General features: G+C 62.7%; 16 protein-coding genes. 5 read left to right on the top strand and 11 right to left on the bottom strand.

Annotated features, from left to right (window positions below):
- Positions 1–8: 8 nt before the first annotated feature.
- The 4 genes from UW3_RS0122670 to exbB form a co-directional block, all read right to left on the bottom strand.
- Complete coding sequence (locus UW3_RS0122670; protein ID WP_010225913.1) at positions 9–929, bottom strand: hydrogen peroxide-inducible genes activator; 921 nt, start codon at positions 927–929, stop codon at positions 9–11.
- A gap of 93 nt (positions 930–1,022) precedes the next feature.
- Complete coding sequence (locus tag UW3_RS0122665; protein WP_010225912.1) at positions 1,023–1,760, bottom strand: energy transducer TonB; 738 nt, start codon at positions 1,758–1,760, stop codon at positions 1,023–1,025.
- Positions 1,757–2,182, bottom strand: a complete 426-nt coding sequence (exbD, locus tag UW3_RS0122660; protein ID WP_010225911.1) for a TonB system transport protein ExbD — start codon at positions 2,180–2,182, stop codon at positions 1,757–1,759. Before exbD ends, UW3_RS0122665 begins: the two co-directional genes overlap by 4 nt.
- Positions 2,183–2,185: 3 nt before the next feature.
- Positions 2,186–3,172, bottom strand: a complete 987-nt coding sequence (gene exbB, locus UW3_RS0122655) for a tonB-system energizer ExbB (protein ID WP_010225910.1) — start codon at positions 3,170–3,172, stop codon at positions 2,186–2,188.
- A 195-nt stretch (positions 3,173–3,367) separates the two neighbouring features.
- On the opposite strand from exbB, the gene UW3_RS0122650 reads away from it, so the two are divergent.
- Positions 3,368–4,225: an SDR family oxidoreductase gene (locus UW3_RS0122650; RefSeq protein ID WP_010225909.1), complete on the top strand. Its 858-nt coding sequence runs from the start codon at positions 3,368–3,370 to the stop codon at positions 4,223–4,225.
- 3 nt (positions 4,226–4,228) lie between these two features.
- Here UW3_RS0122650 and UW3_RS0122645 read toward each other — a convergent pair whose 3' ends face one another.
- The 5 genes from UW3_RS0122645 to UW3_RS0122625 form a co-directional block, all read right to left on the bottom strand.
- Positions 4,229–4,966: a hypothetical protein gene (locus tag UW3_RS0122645; protein WP_010225908.1), complete on the bottom strand. Its 738-nt coding sequence runs from the start codon at positions 4,964–4,966 to the stop codon at positions 4,229–4,231.
- A 61-nt stretch (positions 4,967–5,027) separates the two neighbouring features.
- On the bottom strand, positions 5,028–5,408 hold the full coding sequence (locus UW3_RS0122640) for a RidA family protein (protein ID WP_003229509.1): 381 nt from the start codon (positions 5,406–5,408) through the stop codon (positions 5,028–5,030).
- Positions 5,409–5,431: 23 nt separating this feature from the next.
- Positions 5,432–7,540, bottom strand: a complete 2,109-nt coding sequence (gene spoT, locus UW3_RS0122635; protein ID WP_010225903.1) for a bifunctional GTP diphosphokinase/guanosine-3',5'-bis pyrophosphate 3'-pyrophosphohydrolase — start codon at positions 7,538–7,540, stop codon at positions 5,432–5,434.
- A gap of 60 nt (positions 7,541–7,600) precedes the next feature.
- Complete coding sequence (gene rpoZ, locus UW3_RS0122630; RefSeq protein WP_010225901.1) at positions 7,601–7,867, bottom strand: DNA-directed RNA polymerase subunit omega; 267 nt, start codon at positions 7,865–7,867, stop codon at positions 7,601–7,603.
- A gap of 160 nt (positions 7,868–8,027) precedes the next feature.
- Positions 8,028–8,906, bottom strand: a complete 879-nt coding sequence (locus UW3_RS0122625) for a LysR family transcriptional regulator (protein WP_010225899.1) — start codon at positions 8,904–8,906, stop codon at positions 8,028–8,030.
- Positions 8,907–9,152: 246 nt separating this feature from the next.
- Between UW3_RS0122625 and UW3_RS0122620 the strand changes: the two genes are divergently transcribed.
- From UW3_RS0122620 to UW3_RS0122605, 4 genes are all read left to right on the top strand, one after another.
- Positions 9,153–10,535 carry a glutamine synthetase family protein gene (locus tag UW3_RS0122620; RefSeq protein WP_010225896.1) on the top strand — a complete coding sequence of 461 codons (1,383 nt, stop codon included), beginning with the start codon at positions 9,153–9,155 and terminating at the stop codon, positions 10,533–10,535.
- A gap of 17 nt (positions 10,536–10,552) precedes the next feature.
- Positions 10,553–12,046: an aldehyde dehydrogenase gene (locus UW3_RS0122615; RefSeq protein ID WP_010225894.1), complete on the top strand. Its 1,494-nt coding sequence runs from the start codon at positions 10,553–10,555 to the stop codon at positions 12,044–12,046.
- A 14-nt stretch (positions 12,047–12,060) separates the two neighbouring features.
- Positions 12,061–12,840, top strand: coding sequence for a gamma-glutamyl-gamma-aminobutyrate hydrolase family protein (locus tag UW3_RS0122610; protein WP_010225892.1), 780 nt, complete (start codon positions 12,061–12,063; stop codon positions 12,838–12,840).
- Between the two features lie 112 nt (positions 12,841–12,952).
- Positions 12,953–14,473 carry an APC family permease gene (locus UW3_RS0122605; RefSeq protein WP_010225890.1) on the top strand — a complete coding sequence of 507 codons (1,521 nt, stop codon included), beginning with the start codon at positions 12,953–12,955 and terminating at the stop codon, positions 14,471–14,473.
- Between the two features lie 21 nt (positions 14,474–14,494).
- On the opposite strand, the gene gmk is transcribed toward UW3_RS0122605, so the two are convergent.
- Both gmk and UW3_RS0122595 read right to left on the bottom strand, forming a co-directional pair.
- Positions 14,495–15,115, bottom strand: a complete 621-nt coding sequence (gmk, locus tag UW3_RS0122600) for a guanylate kinase (RefSeq protein ID WP_010225888.1) — start codon at positions 15,113–15,115, stop codon at positions 14,495–14,497.
- 13 nt (positions 15,116–15,128) lie between these two features.
- The gene (locus tag UW3_RS0122595; protein ID WP_010225886.1) at positions 15,129–15,992 is read right to left on the bottom strand and encodes a YicC/YloC family endoribonuclease; all 864 of its coding nucleotides are present in this window, start codon (positions 15,990–15,992) and stop codon (positions 15,129–15,131) included.
- Between the last annotated feature and the right edge of the window lie 224 nt (positions 15,993–16,216).

The following is a 16,216-nucleotide window of genomic DNA, read 5'->3' as shown; positions in this document are numbered from 1 at the left end:
GCGCTTTCCTACTGGCTCGCGGCGGGTTTGGCGACCGAGCACAAGCGGATCGAGTCAGCGAGGATCTCGATCGCCTTGGGCCGCGGGAAGCTGGCGCGCCAGGCGATGGCGACGGTACGAAACGGTGCCGGTGGGCTCAGGGGGCGCACTTCGATCACGCCCGGGGCGTAATGATGGCTGTGCACTGCCGACAGCGGCAGGATCGACACACCGAGGCCTGAAGCGACCATGTGACGAATGGTCTCCAGCGAGCTGGATTCGACCGTGGTGTGCTTGGCGCCGTCGCTGCCCTTGGCCAGGGTCGGGCAGGCCTCGAGCACCTGGTCACGGAAGCAGTGGCCTTCACCGAGCAGCAGCAGGCTCTTGTCGTTGAGCAGGCCGGCGTCGATGGTTTCTTTCTGGGTCCACGGATGCTCGCTGGGCATCAGCACGTAGAAAGGTTCGTCGTACAGCGGCAGGGTCAGGACATCGGCTTCGTTGAACGGCAGGGCGATGATCACTGCATCCAGCTCGCCATTGCGCAGCTTGTCGCGCAGTACGTGGGTGAAGTTCTCTTCGATGTACAACGGCATCTGCGGGGCGACCCGGTGCAGTTGCGGGATCAGGTGCGGGAACAGGTAGGGGCCGACGGTGTAGATCGCGCCGACTTTCAGCGGGGCGGTCAGCTGGTTCTTGCCGGCCTGGGCCAGCTCGCGAATGCCCTGGGCCTGCTCAAGCACCTTTTGCGCCTGGGCAACGATGCCTTCGCCGACCGGGGTCAGGCGCACCGCGCTTTTGCTGCGCTCGAAGATCAGTACACCCAGCTCGTCCTCAAGCTTCTTCACGCCGACCGACAGCGTCGGCTGACTGACGTGGCAGCGCTCGGCGGCATGGCCGAAGTGCTGCTCCTGGGCGAGGGTGACGATGTAGCGCAATTCTGTGAGGGTCATAACGTGCGTCCATGAAGTTGCGGCCCCAGCATAGCGGCTGCAATCGATAGACGCACGTTATCAGACTTGCTCGTTTGTGACAGAAACAAAGCGTTAGCGTTTGTCCAGCGAGTAGACGAAAGGCGCGATCACTTCAATGCTGCCGTTGTTGAGCAATTCCTTTGGTGGCGGTGGTACCGGTTGCGCGCGGCGGATCATCTCCAGGGTCGCCCGATCCAGTGCCGCGCTGCCCGAACCACCGGCCAGGGCGTAGGAAAGGATCTTGCCCTCGCCATCGACCACAAAGCGCAGACGGTTGATGCCTTCCATACGCAGGCGCCGGGCGTTTTCCGGGTAGCGCTTGTACTTCGCCAGGTGACGCAGCAGGTCGCTTTGCCAGGTCGGCAAGGCATTGCTGTTGGTGGCGATGCTCGGTGCCGGGGCCGCCGATTTCTGTGTCGGCGCGGTAGTTGGCGGTGTATCGACCACTTCCTCGTCGGCGGGCTTCTCCTGCGGCGGCTCAGGCTTTTTCTCAGGCTTGGGCGGCTGCGGTTTGGCCTTCGGCTTGACCGGCTTGGCGATGGCGATTTTCGGTTTTGGCGCCTCGGCCAGTTTCGGCAGCGGCGGTTCTTCGACCGGCGCTGGCGGCTGTGGCGGTGTGACCACCTTCGGTGGAGGTGGCGGTGCCGGTTCGGGCATCGGTGCCATTTCGATCATCATTGCCGCAGGCGGCAACTCGATCGCTTGGGGTACCGACCAATTGAGCGTCAGCAACACGGCAACGGCATGGATACCCAGCACAATCGCCAGACTACTGCTGTAACGCGCCAGCTTATGCCGCGTCTTGATCATTTCTTGGCTGCCGTCTCAAGGCCGACCAGACCGACTTTCAGGTAACCGGCCGCGCGCAGCGTGTTCATGACTTCCATCAGATCGCCGTAATCCACGCCTTTGTCAGCCTGGAAGAAGATCGTGGTGTCCTTGTCGCCCTTGGTCTTGGCGTCGAGAATCGCCCCGAGCTGGTCAGGCTGGACCTGATCGTCGCCGACGTAGAGTTTCTGGTCAGCCTTGACGCTGAGGAACACCGGTTTCTCGGGCCTCGGCGCAGGTTTGGCGGTCGAGGCTGGCAGGTCGACCTTGATGTCGACGGTTGCCAGTGGCGCTGCCACCATGAAGATGATCAGCAGGACCAACATCACGTCGATGAACGGCGTAACGTTGATTTCGTGGTTTTCGGCGAGGTCGTCGCCACCTTCGTTCAGATGCAGGCCCATGGCTTAGCCCACTTTGACCATGTGAGGTGCAACTGCGCGTTCGCCTGGCTGGTGATCCAGGTCGCGGCTGACCAGCAGCAGGACCTCGGCCGAGGCATCGGACACCTGGGCCTTGTAGCCGGCGATGGAGCGGGCGAAGACGTTGTAGATGACCACGGCAGGAATTGCTGCAACCAGGCCCAGGGCGGTCGCCAGCAATGCTTCGGCGATACCTGGGGCAACCACGGCAAGGTTGGTGGTCTGGGTTTTGGCGATGCCGATGAAGCTGTTCATGATGCCCCAGACGGTACCGAACAGACCGACGAACGGTGCGGTGGAACCGATGGTGGCCAGCACGCCGGTGCCGCTGCTCATGTTGCGGCCGCTGGCGGCGACCAGGCGCTCGAGGCGGAAACTGACGCGCTCCTTGATGCCTTCTTTCTCGCGGGAATTGGCCGAGAGGCGCATTTCATCCAGGGCATCGTGGACCAGGACATGGGCCAGGGTGCCTTCTTTGCTGGCACTGTCGCTGGCTTCCTTGAGGGTGGTCGCGCGTTTGAGTGCAGCGATCTCGCCCCGCAGGCGGCGCTTGGCGCCCAGCAGCTCGAAGCCTTTGGCGATCCAGATGGTCCAGGTGATGATCGAGGCGATAGCCAGGCCGATCATGACGATCTTGACCACGATGTCGGCGTTTTTGTACATGCCCCACGGCGACAGGTCGTGGGCCATGCCCAGGCTGGTGTCTTCAACCAGTGCTTCAACGCTTTCGTCGGCAGGGTTGGCTACCTGGCCATCGATCGGTGCAGGGGCAGGCGCGGCAGCCGAGTCGGTCGCTGCAGCCTGTTCGGCGCCTGGCGCGGCCGGTGCTACAGCAGCGGCTGGAGTGGCGGGAGCGGTAGTTGGCTCATCGGCCAGAGCGACGGGTGCCATCACCAGGCTGAACATCAGCGCGGCAATGGCGCGCCATGCGCGCGACATGGTTGGCGAAGCGGAAGGTTGGATACGTGTCATGCTGGCCTGACCTGATGAAGAAGAAAGAGGTGGTTGTCCTTCCAGGCCTCGAGACAGGCCGAGAACAAAATTGGGTAGCCATTATTGCAAGTAATTCTTGTTAGCAGAAGTAATAAAGTTACTTTTTTTCCACCATAGCTAGCCGCCTATCGATTTATTTGGATAGGCTGGGCCTTTGATTTACGGAGTTTCGGGATGTCTGCGCCCTCAGTTCTGATCGTCGGTTGTGGCGATGTCGGTGGCCGTCTGGCCAAGCAATTGCTGGCTTCTGGCTGGCCGGTGAGCGGCCTGCGCCGCAGTGTTGGCCAATTGCCAGAAGGGGTGGCGGCCATCGCGGCCGACTTGAACGATCCGCGCTGTCCGGCCGCCTGGCCGGTTGACGCGCCGGATTACCTGGTCTACAGCGTCGCGGCGAGCCAGCATGACGAAGCCGGCTATCAAGCTGCTTATGTTGACGGCCTGCGCAACGTGCTGGGCTGGCTGGCCGAGCGCAAGCAAGCGCCGCGGCGTCTGCTGTTTGTCTCGAGCAGCAGCGTGTATGCGCAGAAGGACGGTGAGTGGATTGATGAAAGCGCTGCCGTGGAGCCTGAAGGCTATTCGGGCAAGGTCATGCTCGAAGCCGAGCGCCTGGCTTTGGCCAGCGGTATTCCCGCTACCATCGTGCGCCTCACCGGCATCTACGGGCCGGGCCGCGAATGGTTGCTGAGCCAGGTCCGCCAGGGCTATCGGGTGACGGAAGAGCCACCGCTGTACGGCAACCGCATTCATGCTGAAGATGCGGCCGGGCTGCTGGCTTTTCTGCTCAAGGCCGATCACCGGGGCGATGCCCTGGACGATTGTTACATCGGCGTCGACGACGCGCCGGCGCCATTGTTTGACGTGGTCGCCTGGCTGCGTGAGTACATGGGCGTTACCCAGTGGTCGGAACAGGAGCGGGTGCGGCGCACCGGCAGCAAGCGTTGCAGCAACGCCCGGGCCCGGGCACTGGGCTGGGCGCCACAGTACCCAAGCTACAAGGAAGGCTATGCCGCCATCCTTGCCGGCAGCCTTTAACCCTTACTGACGCTCAAGCAGCCAGCGACGGGTGCCAGGATGCAGATCCGGCATCTCGTCGGCCTTGGCCTGGTTGACGGCCTGGAAGATTTCCAGTTGTTTGCCGTCACGCTTGAAGATCCACGGATTGCCCTGCTGGTTGCGTTCCAGCCACAGGCTGTCGTACTCGCCGCTCATGGCCGCGCAATCGCCGGCCAGGCACAGGGCGTAGCGATCCAGGCCGGGCAGGCCATCGAGGCTGCCGTTGGCGCGAAAATGTGCCACCGCTCCCTGTCCCGGGCCCTCGACAATCTTCCAGTCGCCACCCAGGTAGGCGCTATAAAGCGCAGTTTCAAAGGTGGTGCCGACGGGGGCGTCGATGGGGGCCGGTGTTTCAGCGCGCTGGAAACTCTGCTGGCCATTGGCGTCGCTGGCGGCTTGCACCAGTTCATCGCCATCCAGGTTCAGGGTTTCGGCGTAGTTGCCGTAGAAATCAACTTCCCACTGGCCGTCCTTGAGCGCCTTGAGCTTGCCATCGCCGGCTTCGAAGCCATTGCTGTAGGCGGCCTGGCCAGCAGCGATATTGACCTTCCACTCAAGGTTCGGGCCATTGGCGAGCAGGGCCTGGCGCAAGTTGGAGCCTTTGGCGGCGGCGTCGATGGCGTTTTGATTGATCCAGGTACCGTTGAGGTCTTCCGGGCTGTGGCTGGCGCAGCCGCTCAACAGGGTGGCGAGCAGCGACAGGGCGAGCGCGTAGCGCATGGCGGGGGTCCTTGCAGGGGCGGGGGATGAAGGCGCGCCGGGCGACGCGCCTTCGCAGGTGTTACTCGATGACCAGGATGGCATCCATTTCAACCTGCGAACCCTTCGGCAGGGCAGCAACGCCGATGGCGGCGCGGGCCGGGTACGGCTGGTCGAAGTACTTGCCCATGATCTCGTTGACCTTGGCGAAGTGGCTCAGGTCGGTGAGGAAGATGTTCAGCTTGACGATGTCCTTGAACGAACCGCCAGCAGCTTCAGCAACGGCCTTGAGGTTTTCGAAGACCTGAACGGTCTGGGCTTCGAAGCCTTCGACCAGCTCCATGGTTTTCGGGTCCAGCGGGATCTGCCCGGACATGTACACCGTGTTGCCGGCCTTGATCGCCTGGGAGTAGGTGCCGATGGCGGCCGGGGCCTTGTCACTGGTGATGACGGTCTTGGTCATGATGACTCCTTGCTGTTATTGGGCTACGCACGCATGCGGGTGATTCGGATCACACCGGCCAGGGCGCGCAGTTTCTTGATCACGCGTGCCAGGTGCACGCGGTCGTGCACGCTGACCACCAGTTGGACCACGCTGATGCGACCATCGCGTTCATCCATGCTGATTTTCTCGATATTGCCGTCGGCGGCGTTGACGCTGCTGGCCAGCAGGGCGATCAGGCCGCGCTGGTGCTCAAGCTCCACGCGCAGCTCGACGTTGAATTCGCCAGTGACATCCTTGGCCCAGGACAGCTGGATGCACTTTTCCGGGTTGTGGCGGATTTCGCTGATGTTGCGGCAGTTTTCCAGGTGCACCACCATGCCTTTGCCGGCCGACAGGTGGCCGACAATCGGGTCGCCCGGGATCGGGGTACAGCATTTGGCGTAGCTCAGCACCAGGCCTTCGGTGCCGCGGATCGCCAGCGGGCCTTCCGGGCTTGGCAATTGCTCGCCCTCGGTGGACAGCAGGCGGCGGGCCACCACGTAGGCCATGCGGTTGCCCAGGCCGATGTCTTCGAGCAGGTCTTCGATCAGCTCCAGGCGGTATTCGCCGAGCATGGCCTGGATGCGTTCCTGGGGGATCTTGTCCAGGGCGCTGTCGAAACCGTTGAGGACCTTGTTCAGCAGGCGTTCGCCCAGGCTGATGGATTCCGAGCGGCGCTGCAGCTTGAGCGCATGGCGGATGTGCGTGCGGGCCTTGCCGGTCACCACGAAATTGAGCCAGGCCGGGTTCGGTCGCGCGCCCGGGGCGCTGACGATCTCGACCGTCGAGCCGCTTTGCAGTGGCTCGGACAGCGGTGCCAGGCGGCGGTTGATGCGGCAGGCGATGCAGCTGTTGCCGACGTCGGTGTGCACCGCGTAGGCGAAGTCGACCGCCGTGGAGCCTTTGGGCAGCTCCATGATCCGGCCCTTGGGCGTGAACACGTAGACCTCGTCCGGGAACAGGTCGATCTTCACGCTCTCGATGAATTCCAGGGAGTTGCCTGCGCGTTGCTGCATTTCCAGCACGCCTTTGACCCACTGGCGCGCCCGGGCGTGGGTGCCCTTGGGCTGTTCGTCGTCACTGGACTTGTACAGCCAGTGGGCGGCGATGCCGTTGTTGGCCATCTCTTCCATTTCGCGGGTGCGGATCTGGATCTCGATGGGCACGCCGTGCATGCCGAACAGCGTGGTATGCAGCGACTGGTAACCGTTGGCCTTGGGGATCGCGATGTAATCCTTGAAGCGCCCCGGTAGCGGCTTGTACAGGTTGTGCACGGCGCCGAGCACGCGGTAGCAGGTGTCGACCTTGTCGACGATGATGCGAAACGCGTAGACGTCCATGATCTCGTTGAAGGCCCGGCGTTTGCCGCGCATCTTCTTGTAGATGCCATAGAGGTGCTTCTGCCGGCCGCTGACTTCGCCCTCGATGCCGTCGACCGCCAGGCAGTGAGCCAGCGATTCTTCGATCTTGTTGACGATTTCCTTGCGGTTGCCGCGGGCGCGCTTGACCGCCTGGTAGATGCGCGCCGAGCGCATCGGGTGCATGGCCTTGAAACCGAGGTCTTCGAACTCTACGCGCACACTGTGCATGCCCAGGCGGTTGGCGATGGGCGCGTAGATTTCCAGGGTCTCTTTGGCGATGCGCCGGCGTTTTTCGCCGGACAGTACCTCGAGGGTACGCATGTTGTGCAGGCGGTCGGCCAGCTTGACCAGGATCACGCGGATATCCCGGGCCATGGCCATGGCCATTTTCTGGAAGTTCTCCGCCTGGGCTTCGGCCTTGGTTTCGAAGTTCATCTGGGTCAGCTTGCTGACGCCGTCGACCAGTTCGGCCACGGTTTCGCCAAATTGCGAGCTGAGCGCTTCCTTGGCGATGCCGGTGTCTTCGATCACGTCATGCAGCATGGCCGCCATCAGGCTCTGATGGTCCATGTGCATGTCGGCAAGGATGCTTGCCACCGCCAGCGGATGCGTGACGTAGGCTTCGCCGCTGCGACGGCGCTGGCCGTCGTGGGCTTGTTCGGCGTAGAAATACGCCCGGCGCACCAGGTTGACCTGGTCGGCGCCGAGGTAGGTCGACAAGCGATCGGCGAGGGCGTCTATGCTCGGCATGGGGTTACCTCCTGCCGAGGGACGGGGACCGGCGCCGTACTACGTCGACCAGGCATGGGCTTAGACCGCCTCGTTGGCCTCTTCCTCACCGAATGCGGCGAAGACCGGCTCTTCGTGACGGATCTCTTCTGCGGCCATGAACTCTGGAGTGCAGATGCCTTCAGCGATTTCGCGCAGGGCGACGACGGTAGGCTTGTCGTTTTCCCATGCCACTTTCGGCTCTTTGCCGCCGGTGGCCAGTTGACGAGCACGACGAGTCGAGAGCATGACCAGCTCAAAACGGTTATCCACGTGTTCTAGGCAGTCTTCAACGGTTACGCGGGCCATGGTCTTCCTCAAGTAGCAAATGCGGTGTTCAGCCCGAATGGGCGAGCGGACTCGATAGTTTAAAAAATCACCAGCCTTTAGGGAAGCGTTGATTTCATTTCCAGTCCTTGATACCTCGACGATACCTAGTTAAAGGCCTCTAACACAACTGTCTTGAATTTTACTGTCGGCCCAGGGCATCCCGCAGGCGTGGGGTCAATTCGTCGAACAGCGTCTGCACCGAACGCAAAGCCCGACAATCCGGACGGGTCAGCAGCCACAGTTCGGTGTCGCAGCCAGGCAGCGGATCGCTCAGTCGCTCCACCCCCGGCAGGGTATGGGCCATGTAGTCGGGCAGGGCGGCAACGCCCAGGCCGGCGCTGACCAGTTGGGCTATCGCCGAGATGCCACTGCAGCGGTACTTGGGCATCACGCCGGGCATGTGCTCGCTGCGCCAGACCACCGTTGGGTGATCCTGCATGGCATCGTCCGGGGCGATCCACGCAACGCTGGTGGGGTTTTCGGCCAGGCGTTGACGAAACTCCTCGCGACCGCAGATCACATAAGACGCCGCGCCCAGGCAGCGTCCTACCAGGTGTTCCGGCGGCGTATTGGTCAGGCGCAGGGCCAGGTCGGCATCACGCCGGCTGAGGTTGGCAAAGGTGTTGGAGGTCGCCAGCTCCAGCGATAGCGCCGGGTAGGCCGGCATGAACTCGGCCAGCGCCGGCAGCAGCAGGCTGTGCAGCACGGCGTCGGTGCAGGTCAGGCGCACCGTGCCGCTGACCACTTGCTCACCGTGCTCCAGCGCCACCCGCGCGGCATCCAGCGCCTGCTCGGCGCGCTCGGCCTGTTCGGCCAGGGCCTGGGCGGTGCCGGTGGGGATGTAACCCTTGCGGCTTTTGACGAACAACGCGGTACCCAGGGCGGCTTCCATGCGCCGAATCGAACGAAAAACAGTCGATACATCGACCTTCAGCAGCTCGGCTGCCTTGGCCAGGGAGCGGCCGCGAACCAGTGCGAGCACCAGAGAAAGGTCGGCGTGGCTGATCTGATATTGCATGGATGCACTCTTTACTTGCCTAAATGCCAATGTCTGTTGCGTGGGGGCCATTCTATAGTGAGGCGGCAGTCGCGAATCAAGTCACGATGTTTACAGAAGAATCTGGAACGTCCGTGCGAAGCCGCGGCGCCCAGCTGTTCCCCACGATGGGACCACTTAAAAGAACAAATGAAACCATCGCCGCTCCCGATAGCGCAGTAGTACCTCCTCCATGTCGTTCGATAAAAAATCAAAGGATGCCTAGCCATGACGTCGGTCTCCCCGTGCGCCATCCCTCTCGATGAGATGGGTGAATTTCTCCAGGCCCACCCTGAGGTGCAATTTGTCGATCTGCTGATTGCAGACATGAACGGCGTGGTGCGTGGCAAGCGCATCGAGCGTGCAAGCCTGGTCAAGGTCTACGAAAAAGGCATCAATCTGCCGGCTTCACTGTTTGCCCTGGACATCAACGGCTCGACTGTCGAAAGCACCGGTCTGGGCCTGGACATCGGCGATGCCGACCGCATCTGCTATCCGATCCCCGGCACCCTTGCTTATGAGCCCTGGCAGAAACGCCCGACCGCGCAATTGCTGATGACCATGCACGAGCTGGACGGCACGCCATTCTTTGCCGACCCGCGGGAAGTGCTGCGTAGCGTGGTGGAGAAGTTCGACGCGCTGGGCCTGGACATCTGCGCGGCGTTCGAGCTTGAGTTCTATCTGATCGACCAGGACAACCTCAATGGCCGTCCGCAACCACCGCGCTCGCCGATCTCCGGCAAGCGCCCGCAGTCGACCCAGGTGTACCTGATCGACGATCTTGATGAATACGTCGATTGCCTGCAGGACATGCTCGAAGCCGCCAAGGAGCAGGGCATTCCGGCGGATGCGATCGTCAAGGAAAGCGCCCCGGCACAGTTCGAGGTCAACCTGCACCACGTCGCCGACCCGATGAAGGCCTGCGACTACGCGGTGTTGCTCAAGCGCCTGATCAAGAACATCGCCTACGACCATGAAATGGACTCCACCTTCATGGCCAAGCCCTACCCGGGCCAAGCCGGCAACGGCCTGCATGTGCACATTTCGTTGCTGGACAAGAAAACCGGCAAGAACATTTTCACCAGCGAAGACCCCGAGCAAAGCGAAACCCTGCGCCACGCCATCGGTGGCGTGCTGGAGACCATGCCGGCGTCGATGGCCTTTCTGTGCCCGAATATCAACTCCTACCGGCGTTTCGGTGCCCAGTTCTACGTGCCCAATGCGCCAAGCTGGGGCCTGGACAACCGTACCGTAGCGGTCCGCGTGCCGACCGGCAGCAGCGATGCCGTGCGCATCGAGCACCGTGTCGCCGGCGCTGACGCCAACCCCTACCTGATGATGGCGGCGATTCTCGCCGGTATCCATCACGGCCTGACCAACCAGATCGAGCCGGGAGCGCCTATCGAAGGCAACTCCTACGAGCAGTTGGAGCAGAGCCTGCCGAACAACCTGCGCGATGCGCTGCGTGAGCTCGATGACAGTGAAGTGCTGAACAAATACATCAGCCCGGACTACATCGATATTTTTGTCGCCTGCAAGGAAAGCGAGATGGCTGAGTTCGAAGTGTCGATTTCCGACCTCGAATACAACTGGTACCTGCACACGGTGTGACGCCGGAGAGAACAACAATGACAACAGCACCACGCCAATACTGGGAACAGCTTTTCCAGAGCCTGACCATCGAAGGCCGCGCCTTTATCGACGGCCAGTACTGCGCCAGTGTGTCCGGCGAGACCTTCGAGTGCGCAAGCCCGGTCGACGGCCGCCAACTGGCACAGATCGCCAGCTGTGACAGCGCCGACGCCGAACGTGCGGTGGCCGCTGCCCGGCGCAGTTTCGACAGCGGCATCTGGGCTGAGCAGGCCCCGGCCCAGCGCAAGCGGGTGCTGATCGCCTTTGCTGATTTACTTCTGGCAAATGCCGAAGAACTGGCATTGCTGGAAACCCTGGACATGGGCAAGCCGATTGCCGATTCCCTGAGCATCGACATTCCGGCCGCGGCCAACGCCATCCGCTGGAATGCCGAAGCTATCGACAAGATTTACGACGAAGTTGCTGCGACCCCGTCCGACCAGCTGGGTTTGGTCACCCGCTCGCCGGTCGGCGTGGTCGCGGCCATTGTTCCGTGGAACTTTCCACTGATGATGGCCTGCTGGAAACTCGGCCCGGCCCTGGCCACCGGTAACTCGGTGATCCTCAAGCCGTCCGAAAAGTCGCCGCTGACCGCCATTCGCATCGCCCAATTGGCGATCGAAGCGGGTCTGCCGGCCGGTGTACTCAACGTGCTGCCAGGCTACGGCCATACCGTCGGCAAGGCCCTGGCCCTGCACATGGATGTCGACACCCTGGTGTTCACCGGCTCCACCCGTATCGCCAAGCAACTGATGGTCTACGCCGGTGAGTCGAACATGAAGCGGGTCTGGCTCGAAGCCGGTGGCAAGAGCCCGAACATCGTCTTCGCCGACGCGCCGGACCTGCAGGCGGCCGCCGAAGCCGCGGCCAGCGCTATCGCCTTCAACCAGGGCGAGGTGTGCATTGCCGGTTCGCGCCTGCTGGTCGAGCGCAGCATCAAGGCGCGCTTCCTGCCAATGGTGGTCGAGGCTCTCAAGGCCTGGAAGCCTGGCCATGCGCTGGACCCGGACACCCGTGTCGGTGCCCTGGTGGACACCACTCAGCTGGATACCGTGCTCGGTTACATCGAAGCCGGCAAGGCTGACGGTGCCACCCTGGTCACCGGCGGTGAGCGAGTACTGGAAGACACCTGCGGCGTGTATGTGCAGCCGGCGATCTTCGACGGCGTCACCAATGCCATGCGTATCGCCCGCGAAGAAATCTTCGGCCCGGTGCTGTCGGTGATCACCTTCGACAGCCCTGACGAAGCCATCGCCATCGCCAACGACTCGCCTTTCGGCCTGGCTGCGGCGGTATGGACCAGCAACATTTCCCGTGCCCACAACACCGCTCGCGCCCTACGTGCTGGCAGCGTCTGGGTCAACCAGTACGATGGCGGCGACATGACCGCCCCGTTCGGCGGCTTCAAGCAGTCGGGCAATGGCCGGGACAAATCGCTGCACGCTCTCGACAAATACACCGAACTCAAGGCGACCTGGATCAAGCTGTAAGGGAGGGTGAACCCATGCAAACTACCGCCGCAATGTCGCCTTTGATTGGCGTTTCCGCTTGCCGCCAGCAACTGGGCAAGAACTCGTCGCACACCGTTGGCGACAAATATGTCGAGGCCGCAGGCTTTGCCGGGATCCCCCTGATCCTCCCGGCAAGGGCAGAGCCCAGCGACCCGCGCCGTGTGCTAGAGCGGCTCGATGGCATTCTTTTTACCGGTTCGCCTTCAAATGTCGAGCCGCATCATTACAATGGCGCCCCCAGCGTGGAAGGGACCAAGCACGACGTGTTTCGCGATCGGCTGCCCCTGCCGCTGCTGCAGGCCGCGATTGCCGACGGCGTGCCGGTGTTCTGCATCTGCCGTGGTTTCCAGGAACTCAACGTGGCCCTCGGCGGTACCTTGCACCAGCGCGTGCAGGAGCTGCCGGGCTACCTGGATCATCGCGAGCCGCAGGATGCCCCGCTGGAAGAACAGTACGGCCCCCGTCACCTGGTCATTGTCCAGCCCGGCGGGCTGTTCGAGCGCCTGGGGATGGAGCACAGCTTCATGGTCAATTCGCTGCACGGCCAGGGTATCGATCGCCTGGCCGACGGCTTGCGAGCCGAAGCATTGGCCCCCGATGGACTGGTCGAAGCGGTGTCCATGGATGACGCCCCAGGCTTTGTGGTCGGTGTGCAATGGCACCCCGAGTACCGCTTTGCCGACAACCCGGTCTCGCTGCGCCTGTTCCAGGCGTTCCGTGAGGCATGCCTGGCCCGTGCCACGGGTGAGCAGATCCGGGAGAAGACCCTATGAGGTCAGCCGGTTGATCCGGGCTTGAAGTACCACGCAACAGGTTTCAGTGAGTGAAAGCGGACATCCCGCGGGGTGTCCTGAAAAACAATACCAATATTGGCGGCAACTACTCATGAGTGAACACAAAGCAGGCCTGTCTCCAGGTGAGGGCGGGCGATCCAAGGGGCTGGCCAAGGGCCGGCTCGGACTGCTGGCCAGCATCGTGCTGGGCATTTCCACCATTGCCCCGGTCTATACCCTGACTGGCGCACTTGGCCCGACCGTGCGTGAAGTCGGGGCTCATCTGCCGGCGGTATTCATCGTTGGCTTCCTGCCGATGCTGCTGGTGGCCCTGGGTTATCGTGAGCTGAATGCGGCCGAGCCGGACAGCGGTACTTCCTTTACCTGGTCGGCGCGGGCATTCGGCCCGATGATCGGCTGGATCGGCGGCTGGGGGCTGGTCACCGCGACCACCATCGTGCTGTCAAACCTGGCCGGGGTGGCCGTCGACTTCTTCTATTTATTCCTTGGGCAGATCTCCGGCAGCCACGAGGTGGCTGCGCTGAGCGACAACCTGCTGGTCAATGTGGTCACCTGCTGCGTGTTCATCGCCATGGCGGTGTGGATCTGCTGTCGCGGCATCGCCACGACCATGACCGTGCAGTACGGTCTGGTGGCGTTGCAACTGGTGGTGTTGGTGGGCTTTGCCATGGCCGCGTTTGGCGAGTCTTCGGCGACGCCGCCGCTGGCGTTCGATCTGGACTGGTTCAACCCCTTCGGTGTTGAGTCGTTCTCGGCTTTTACCGCCGGCCTGTCGCTGTCGATTTTCATCTTCTGGGGCTGGGACGTGTGCCTGAGCATCAGTGAAGAATCGGTGGGCAGCGGTGATACCCCCGGCCGCGCGGCGACCCTGACGGTGCTGCTGATCCTGGGGTTGTACCTGGTCACGGCGATTGCCACGCTGCAGTTTGCCGGTATCGGTGATATCGGCCTGGGCCTGAACAACCCGCGCATCCAGGAAAACGTCTTCGCCCACCTGGCCGGTCCGGTGATGGGGCCGTTGGCGATCCTGATGTCGATCGCCGTGCTGGCCAGTACTGCTGCTTCACTGCAGTCCACCTTCGTGTCGCCGGCGCGTACATTGCTGGCCATGGGGTATTACGGCGCTGTGCCGGAGCGCTTCGCCAGCGTCTGCCCGCGCTCGAAAACCCCGCGGTACGCCACCATCTGCGCTGGCATGGCAGCAGGGGTGTTCTATGTGACCATGCGGACCCTGAGCGAAAACGTTCTGGCCGACACCATCACCGCCCTGGGCATGATGATCTGCTTCTACTATTCGCTGACCGCCTACGCCTGCGTCTGGTACTTCCGCCACAGCCTGTTCGACAGCCTGCGGCACTTCCTGATGCGTGGCCTGTGCCCATTGCTCGGTGGCGGCATTCTCTCGGTGATCTTTCTGCAGACAGCCATCGACAGCGCCTCGCCGTCGTTCGGCAGCGGTTCACATGTGGGTGGGTTGGGCCTGGTGTTCGTGATCGCGATGATCATCACCGTGCTCGGCCTGGTGCTGATGCTGCTGTCACGCCTGCGTGCGCCGGCGTTTTTCCTGGGCATGACCCTGCATCGTCACGCCACGGTCTCCAGCCGCCGCTAAGCGGCTGGAGTGGCCGGTTGCTCAGGCAAGCAGTTGCTTGAGCAGCTGGCCATGACGCTGCTGCTGGTTGGCCTGCAGCAAGCGATTGGCGCGGAACACCGCCTTGAGGTCTTCCAGTGCCGTGGCGAAGTCATCATTGATGATGACGAAGTCATACTCGTCGTAGTGACTCATCTCGCTCACCGCTTCACGCATCCGTCCTTCGATGATCTCGTCGCTGTCCTGGCCGCGGTTGGTCAGGCGTTGGCGCAGGGCCTCCTGGGTCGGTGGCAGGATGAAGATCGAGCGCGCCCCGGGCATCAGCTTGCGCACCTGCTGGGCGCCTTGCCAGTCGATCTCGAGGATCAGGTCCTGGCCCTGGTCGAGCGCCTGTTGCAGCGCGCTGCGCGAGGTGCCGTAGAAGTTACCGAAGACCTCGGCCTGTTCGAGGAAGTCGCCTTGCTCGATCATCAGCTTGAACGCGGTGTGCTCGACGAAGTGATAGTTCACGCCGTGCACTTCGCCTGGGCGCATGGCCCGGGTGGTGTGCGAGACCGAGACCTGGATGTTGCTGTCAGCGTCGATCAGGGCTTTGACCAGGCTGGTCTTGCCGGCGCCGGAGGGGGCCGAAACGATGTAGAGGGTGCCGCTGCTGTGATTCATGGTCGGGGTGGCCTTACTCAATGTTCTGTACTTGTTCACGCATCTGCTCGATCAGTACCTTGAGGTTGACCGCGGACTGGGTGCTGCGTGGGTCGAAGGCTTTGGAGCCCAGGGTGTTGGCTTCTCGGTTGAGCTCCTGCATCAGGAAGTCCAGGCGCCGGCCGGCGGCGCCGCCGGACTTGAGCACCCGGCGCACTTCGGTGACGTGGGTGCTCAAACGGTCGAGCTCTTCGGCAACGTCGCTCTTTTGCGCGAGCAGGACCATTTCCTGTTCCAGTCGCTGCGGGTCGAGCTCGGCCTGCATGTCGGTGAAGCGGTCGAGGATCTTCTGCCGTTGCGCGGCGAGCATCTGCGGTACCAGCGCGCGCAAGGTGGTGACCTCGCTGGCCATGCTGTCCAGGCGCTCGTTGATCAACCGGGCGAGCTCGCTGCCTTCGCGGTTGCGGCCGTTCTTCAGCTCGTTCAGGGCTTCTTCGAACAGGGTCATGGCCTCGTTGTTGAGCGCCTGCGGGTCGCTGGCATCGGCCACCAGTACACCAGGCCAGGCCAGTACTTCGAGTGGGTTGAGCGGCGCCGGCTGCTTGATCAGGCTGGCCACCGTCTCGGCGGCGGCAACCAGTTGCGCGGCCCGCTCGCGGTCGACCTGCAAGGCCTTGCCGTTGTTCTCTTCGTTGAAGCGCAGGGTACACTCGACCTTGCCGCGCGACAGGCCCTGGCGCAGGCTTTCGCGTACGGCGCCTTCGAGGTCGCGGAAGGCTTCCGGGAGGCGCAGGTGCGGCTCCAGGTAGCGATGATTGACCGAGCGCAGTTCCCAGATCAGGGTGCCCTGGCTACCGGCGCGCTCGACACGAGCAAAAGCGGTCATGCTGTGCACCATGGGAAGTACCTCGCGCAATAGATGAAAGAAAGCCAACGGCTGAAGGCGCAGGATTGTAGCGCAGTGCGGCGCTGGCTCCCAATCCACTGATGTTACAAACAGTCAGGGCGCCTCTGGAAAAACCTGACCTGCGGCCCTGGGCCCCCTGTTTCGGGCCCTGCGACAATAGGCGTGTCCTCAGCGCCCGGCGCGCTCTATAATGCTGGGCAGATTCAAGTCCAGTA

Source organism: Pseudomonas donghuensis, from assembly GCF_000259195.1.
GTDB lineage: Bacteria > Pseudomonadota > Gammaproteobacteria > Pseudomonadales > Pseudomonadaceae > Aquipseudomonas > Aquipseudomonas donghuensis.
This window is presented reverse-complemented; position numbering and strand designations above follow the sequence as displayed.

Coding starts and splice junctions, on each gene's coding strand:
- gmk (WP_010225888.1), bottom strand. CDS start 15,115: ATGAATCACAGCAGCGGCACCCTCTACATCGTTTCGGCCCCCTCCGGC.
- UW3_RS0122595 (WP_010225886.1), bottom strand. CDS start 15,992: ATGGTGCACAGCATGACCGCTTTTGCTCGTGTCGAGCGCGCCGGTAGC.
- UW3_RS0122665 (WP_010225912.1), bottom strand. CDS start 1,760: ATGATCAAGACGCGGCATAAGCTGGCGCGTTACAGCAGTAGTCTGGCG.
- UW3_RS0122640 (WP_003229509.1), bottom strand. CDS start 5,408: ATGACCAAGACCGTCATCACCAGTGACAAGGCCCCGGCCGCCATCGGC.
- spoT (WP_010225903.1), bottom strand. CDS start 7,540: ATGCCGAGCATAGACGCCCTCGCCGATCGCTTGTCGACCTACCTCGGC.
- UW3_RS0122650 (WP_010225909.1), top strand. CDS start 3,368: ATGTCTGCGCCCTCAGTTCTGATCGTCGGTTGTGGCGATGTCGGTGGC.
- UW3_RS0122625 (WP_010225899.1), bottom strand. CDS start 8,906: ATGCAATATCAGATCAGCCACGCCGACCTTTCTCTGGTGCTCGCACTG.
- UW3_RS0122610 (WP_010225892.1), top strand. CDS start 12,061: ATGCAAACTACCGCCGCAATGTCGCCTTTGATTGGCGTTTCCGCTTGC.
- UW3_RS0122670 (WP_010225913.1), bottom strand. CDS start 929: ATGACCCTCACAGAATTGCGCTACATCGTCACCCTCGCCCAGGAGCAG.
- exbB (WP_010225910.1), bottom strand. CDS start 3,172: ATGACACGTATCCAACCTTCCGCTTCGCCAACCATGTCGCGCGCATGG.
- UW3_RS0122620 (WP_010225896.1), top strand. CDS start 9,153: ATGACGTCGGTCTCCCCGTGCGCCATCCCTCTCGATGAGATGGGTGAA.
- exbD (WP_010225911.1), bottom strand. CDS start 2,182: ATGGGCCTGCATCTGAACGAAGGTGGCGACGACCTCGCCGAAAACCAC.
- UW3_RS0122645 (WP_010225908.1), bottom strand. CDS start 4,966: ATGCGCTACGCGCTCGCCCTGTCGCTGCTCGCCACCCTGTTGAGCGGC.
- rpoZ (WP_010225901.1), bottom strand. CDS start 7,867: ATGGCCCGCGTAACCGTTGAAGACTGCCTAGAACACGTGGATAACCGT.
- UW3_RS0122615 (WP_010225894.1), top strand. CDS start 10,553: ATGACAACAGCACCACGCCAATACTGGGAACAGCTTTTCCAGAGCCTG.
- UW3_RS0122605 (WP_010225890.1), top strand. CDS start 12,953: ATGAGTGAACACAAAGCAGGCCTGTCTCCAGGTGAGGGCGGGCGATCC.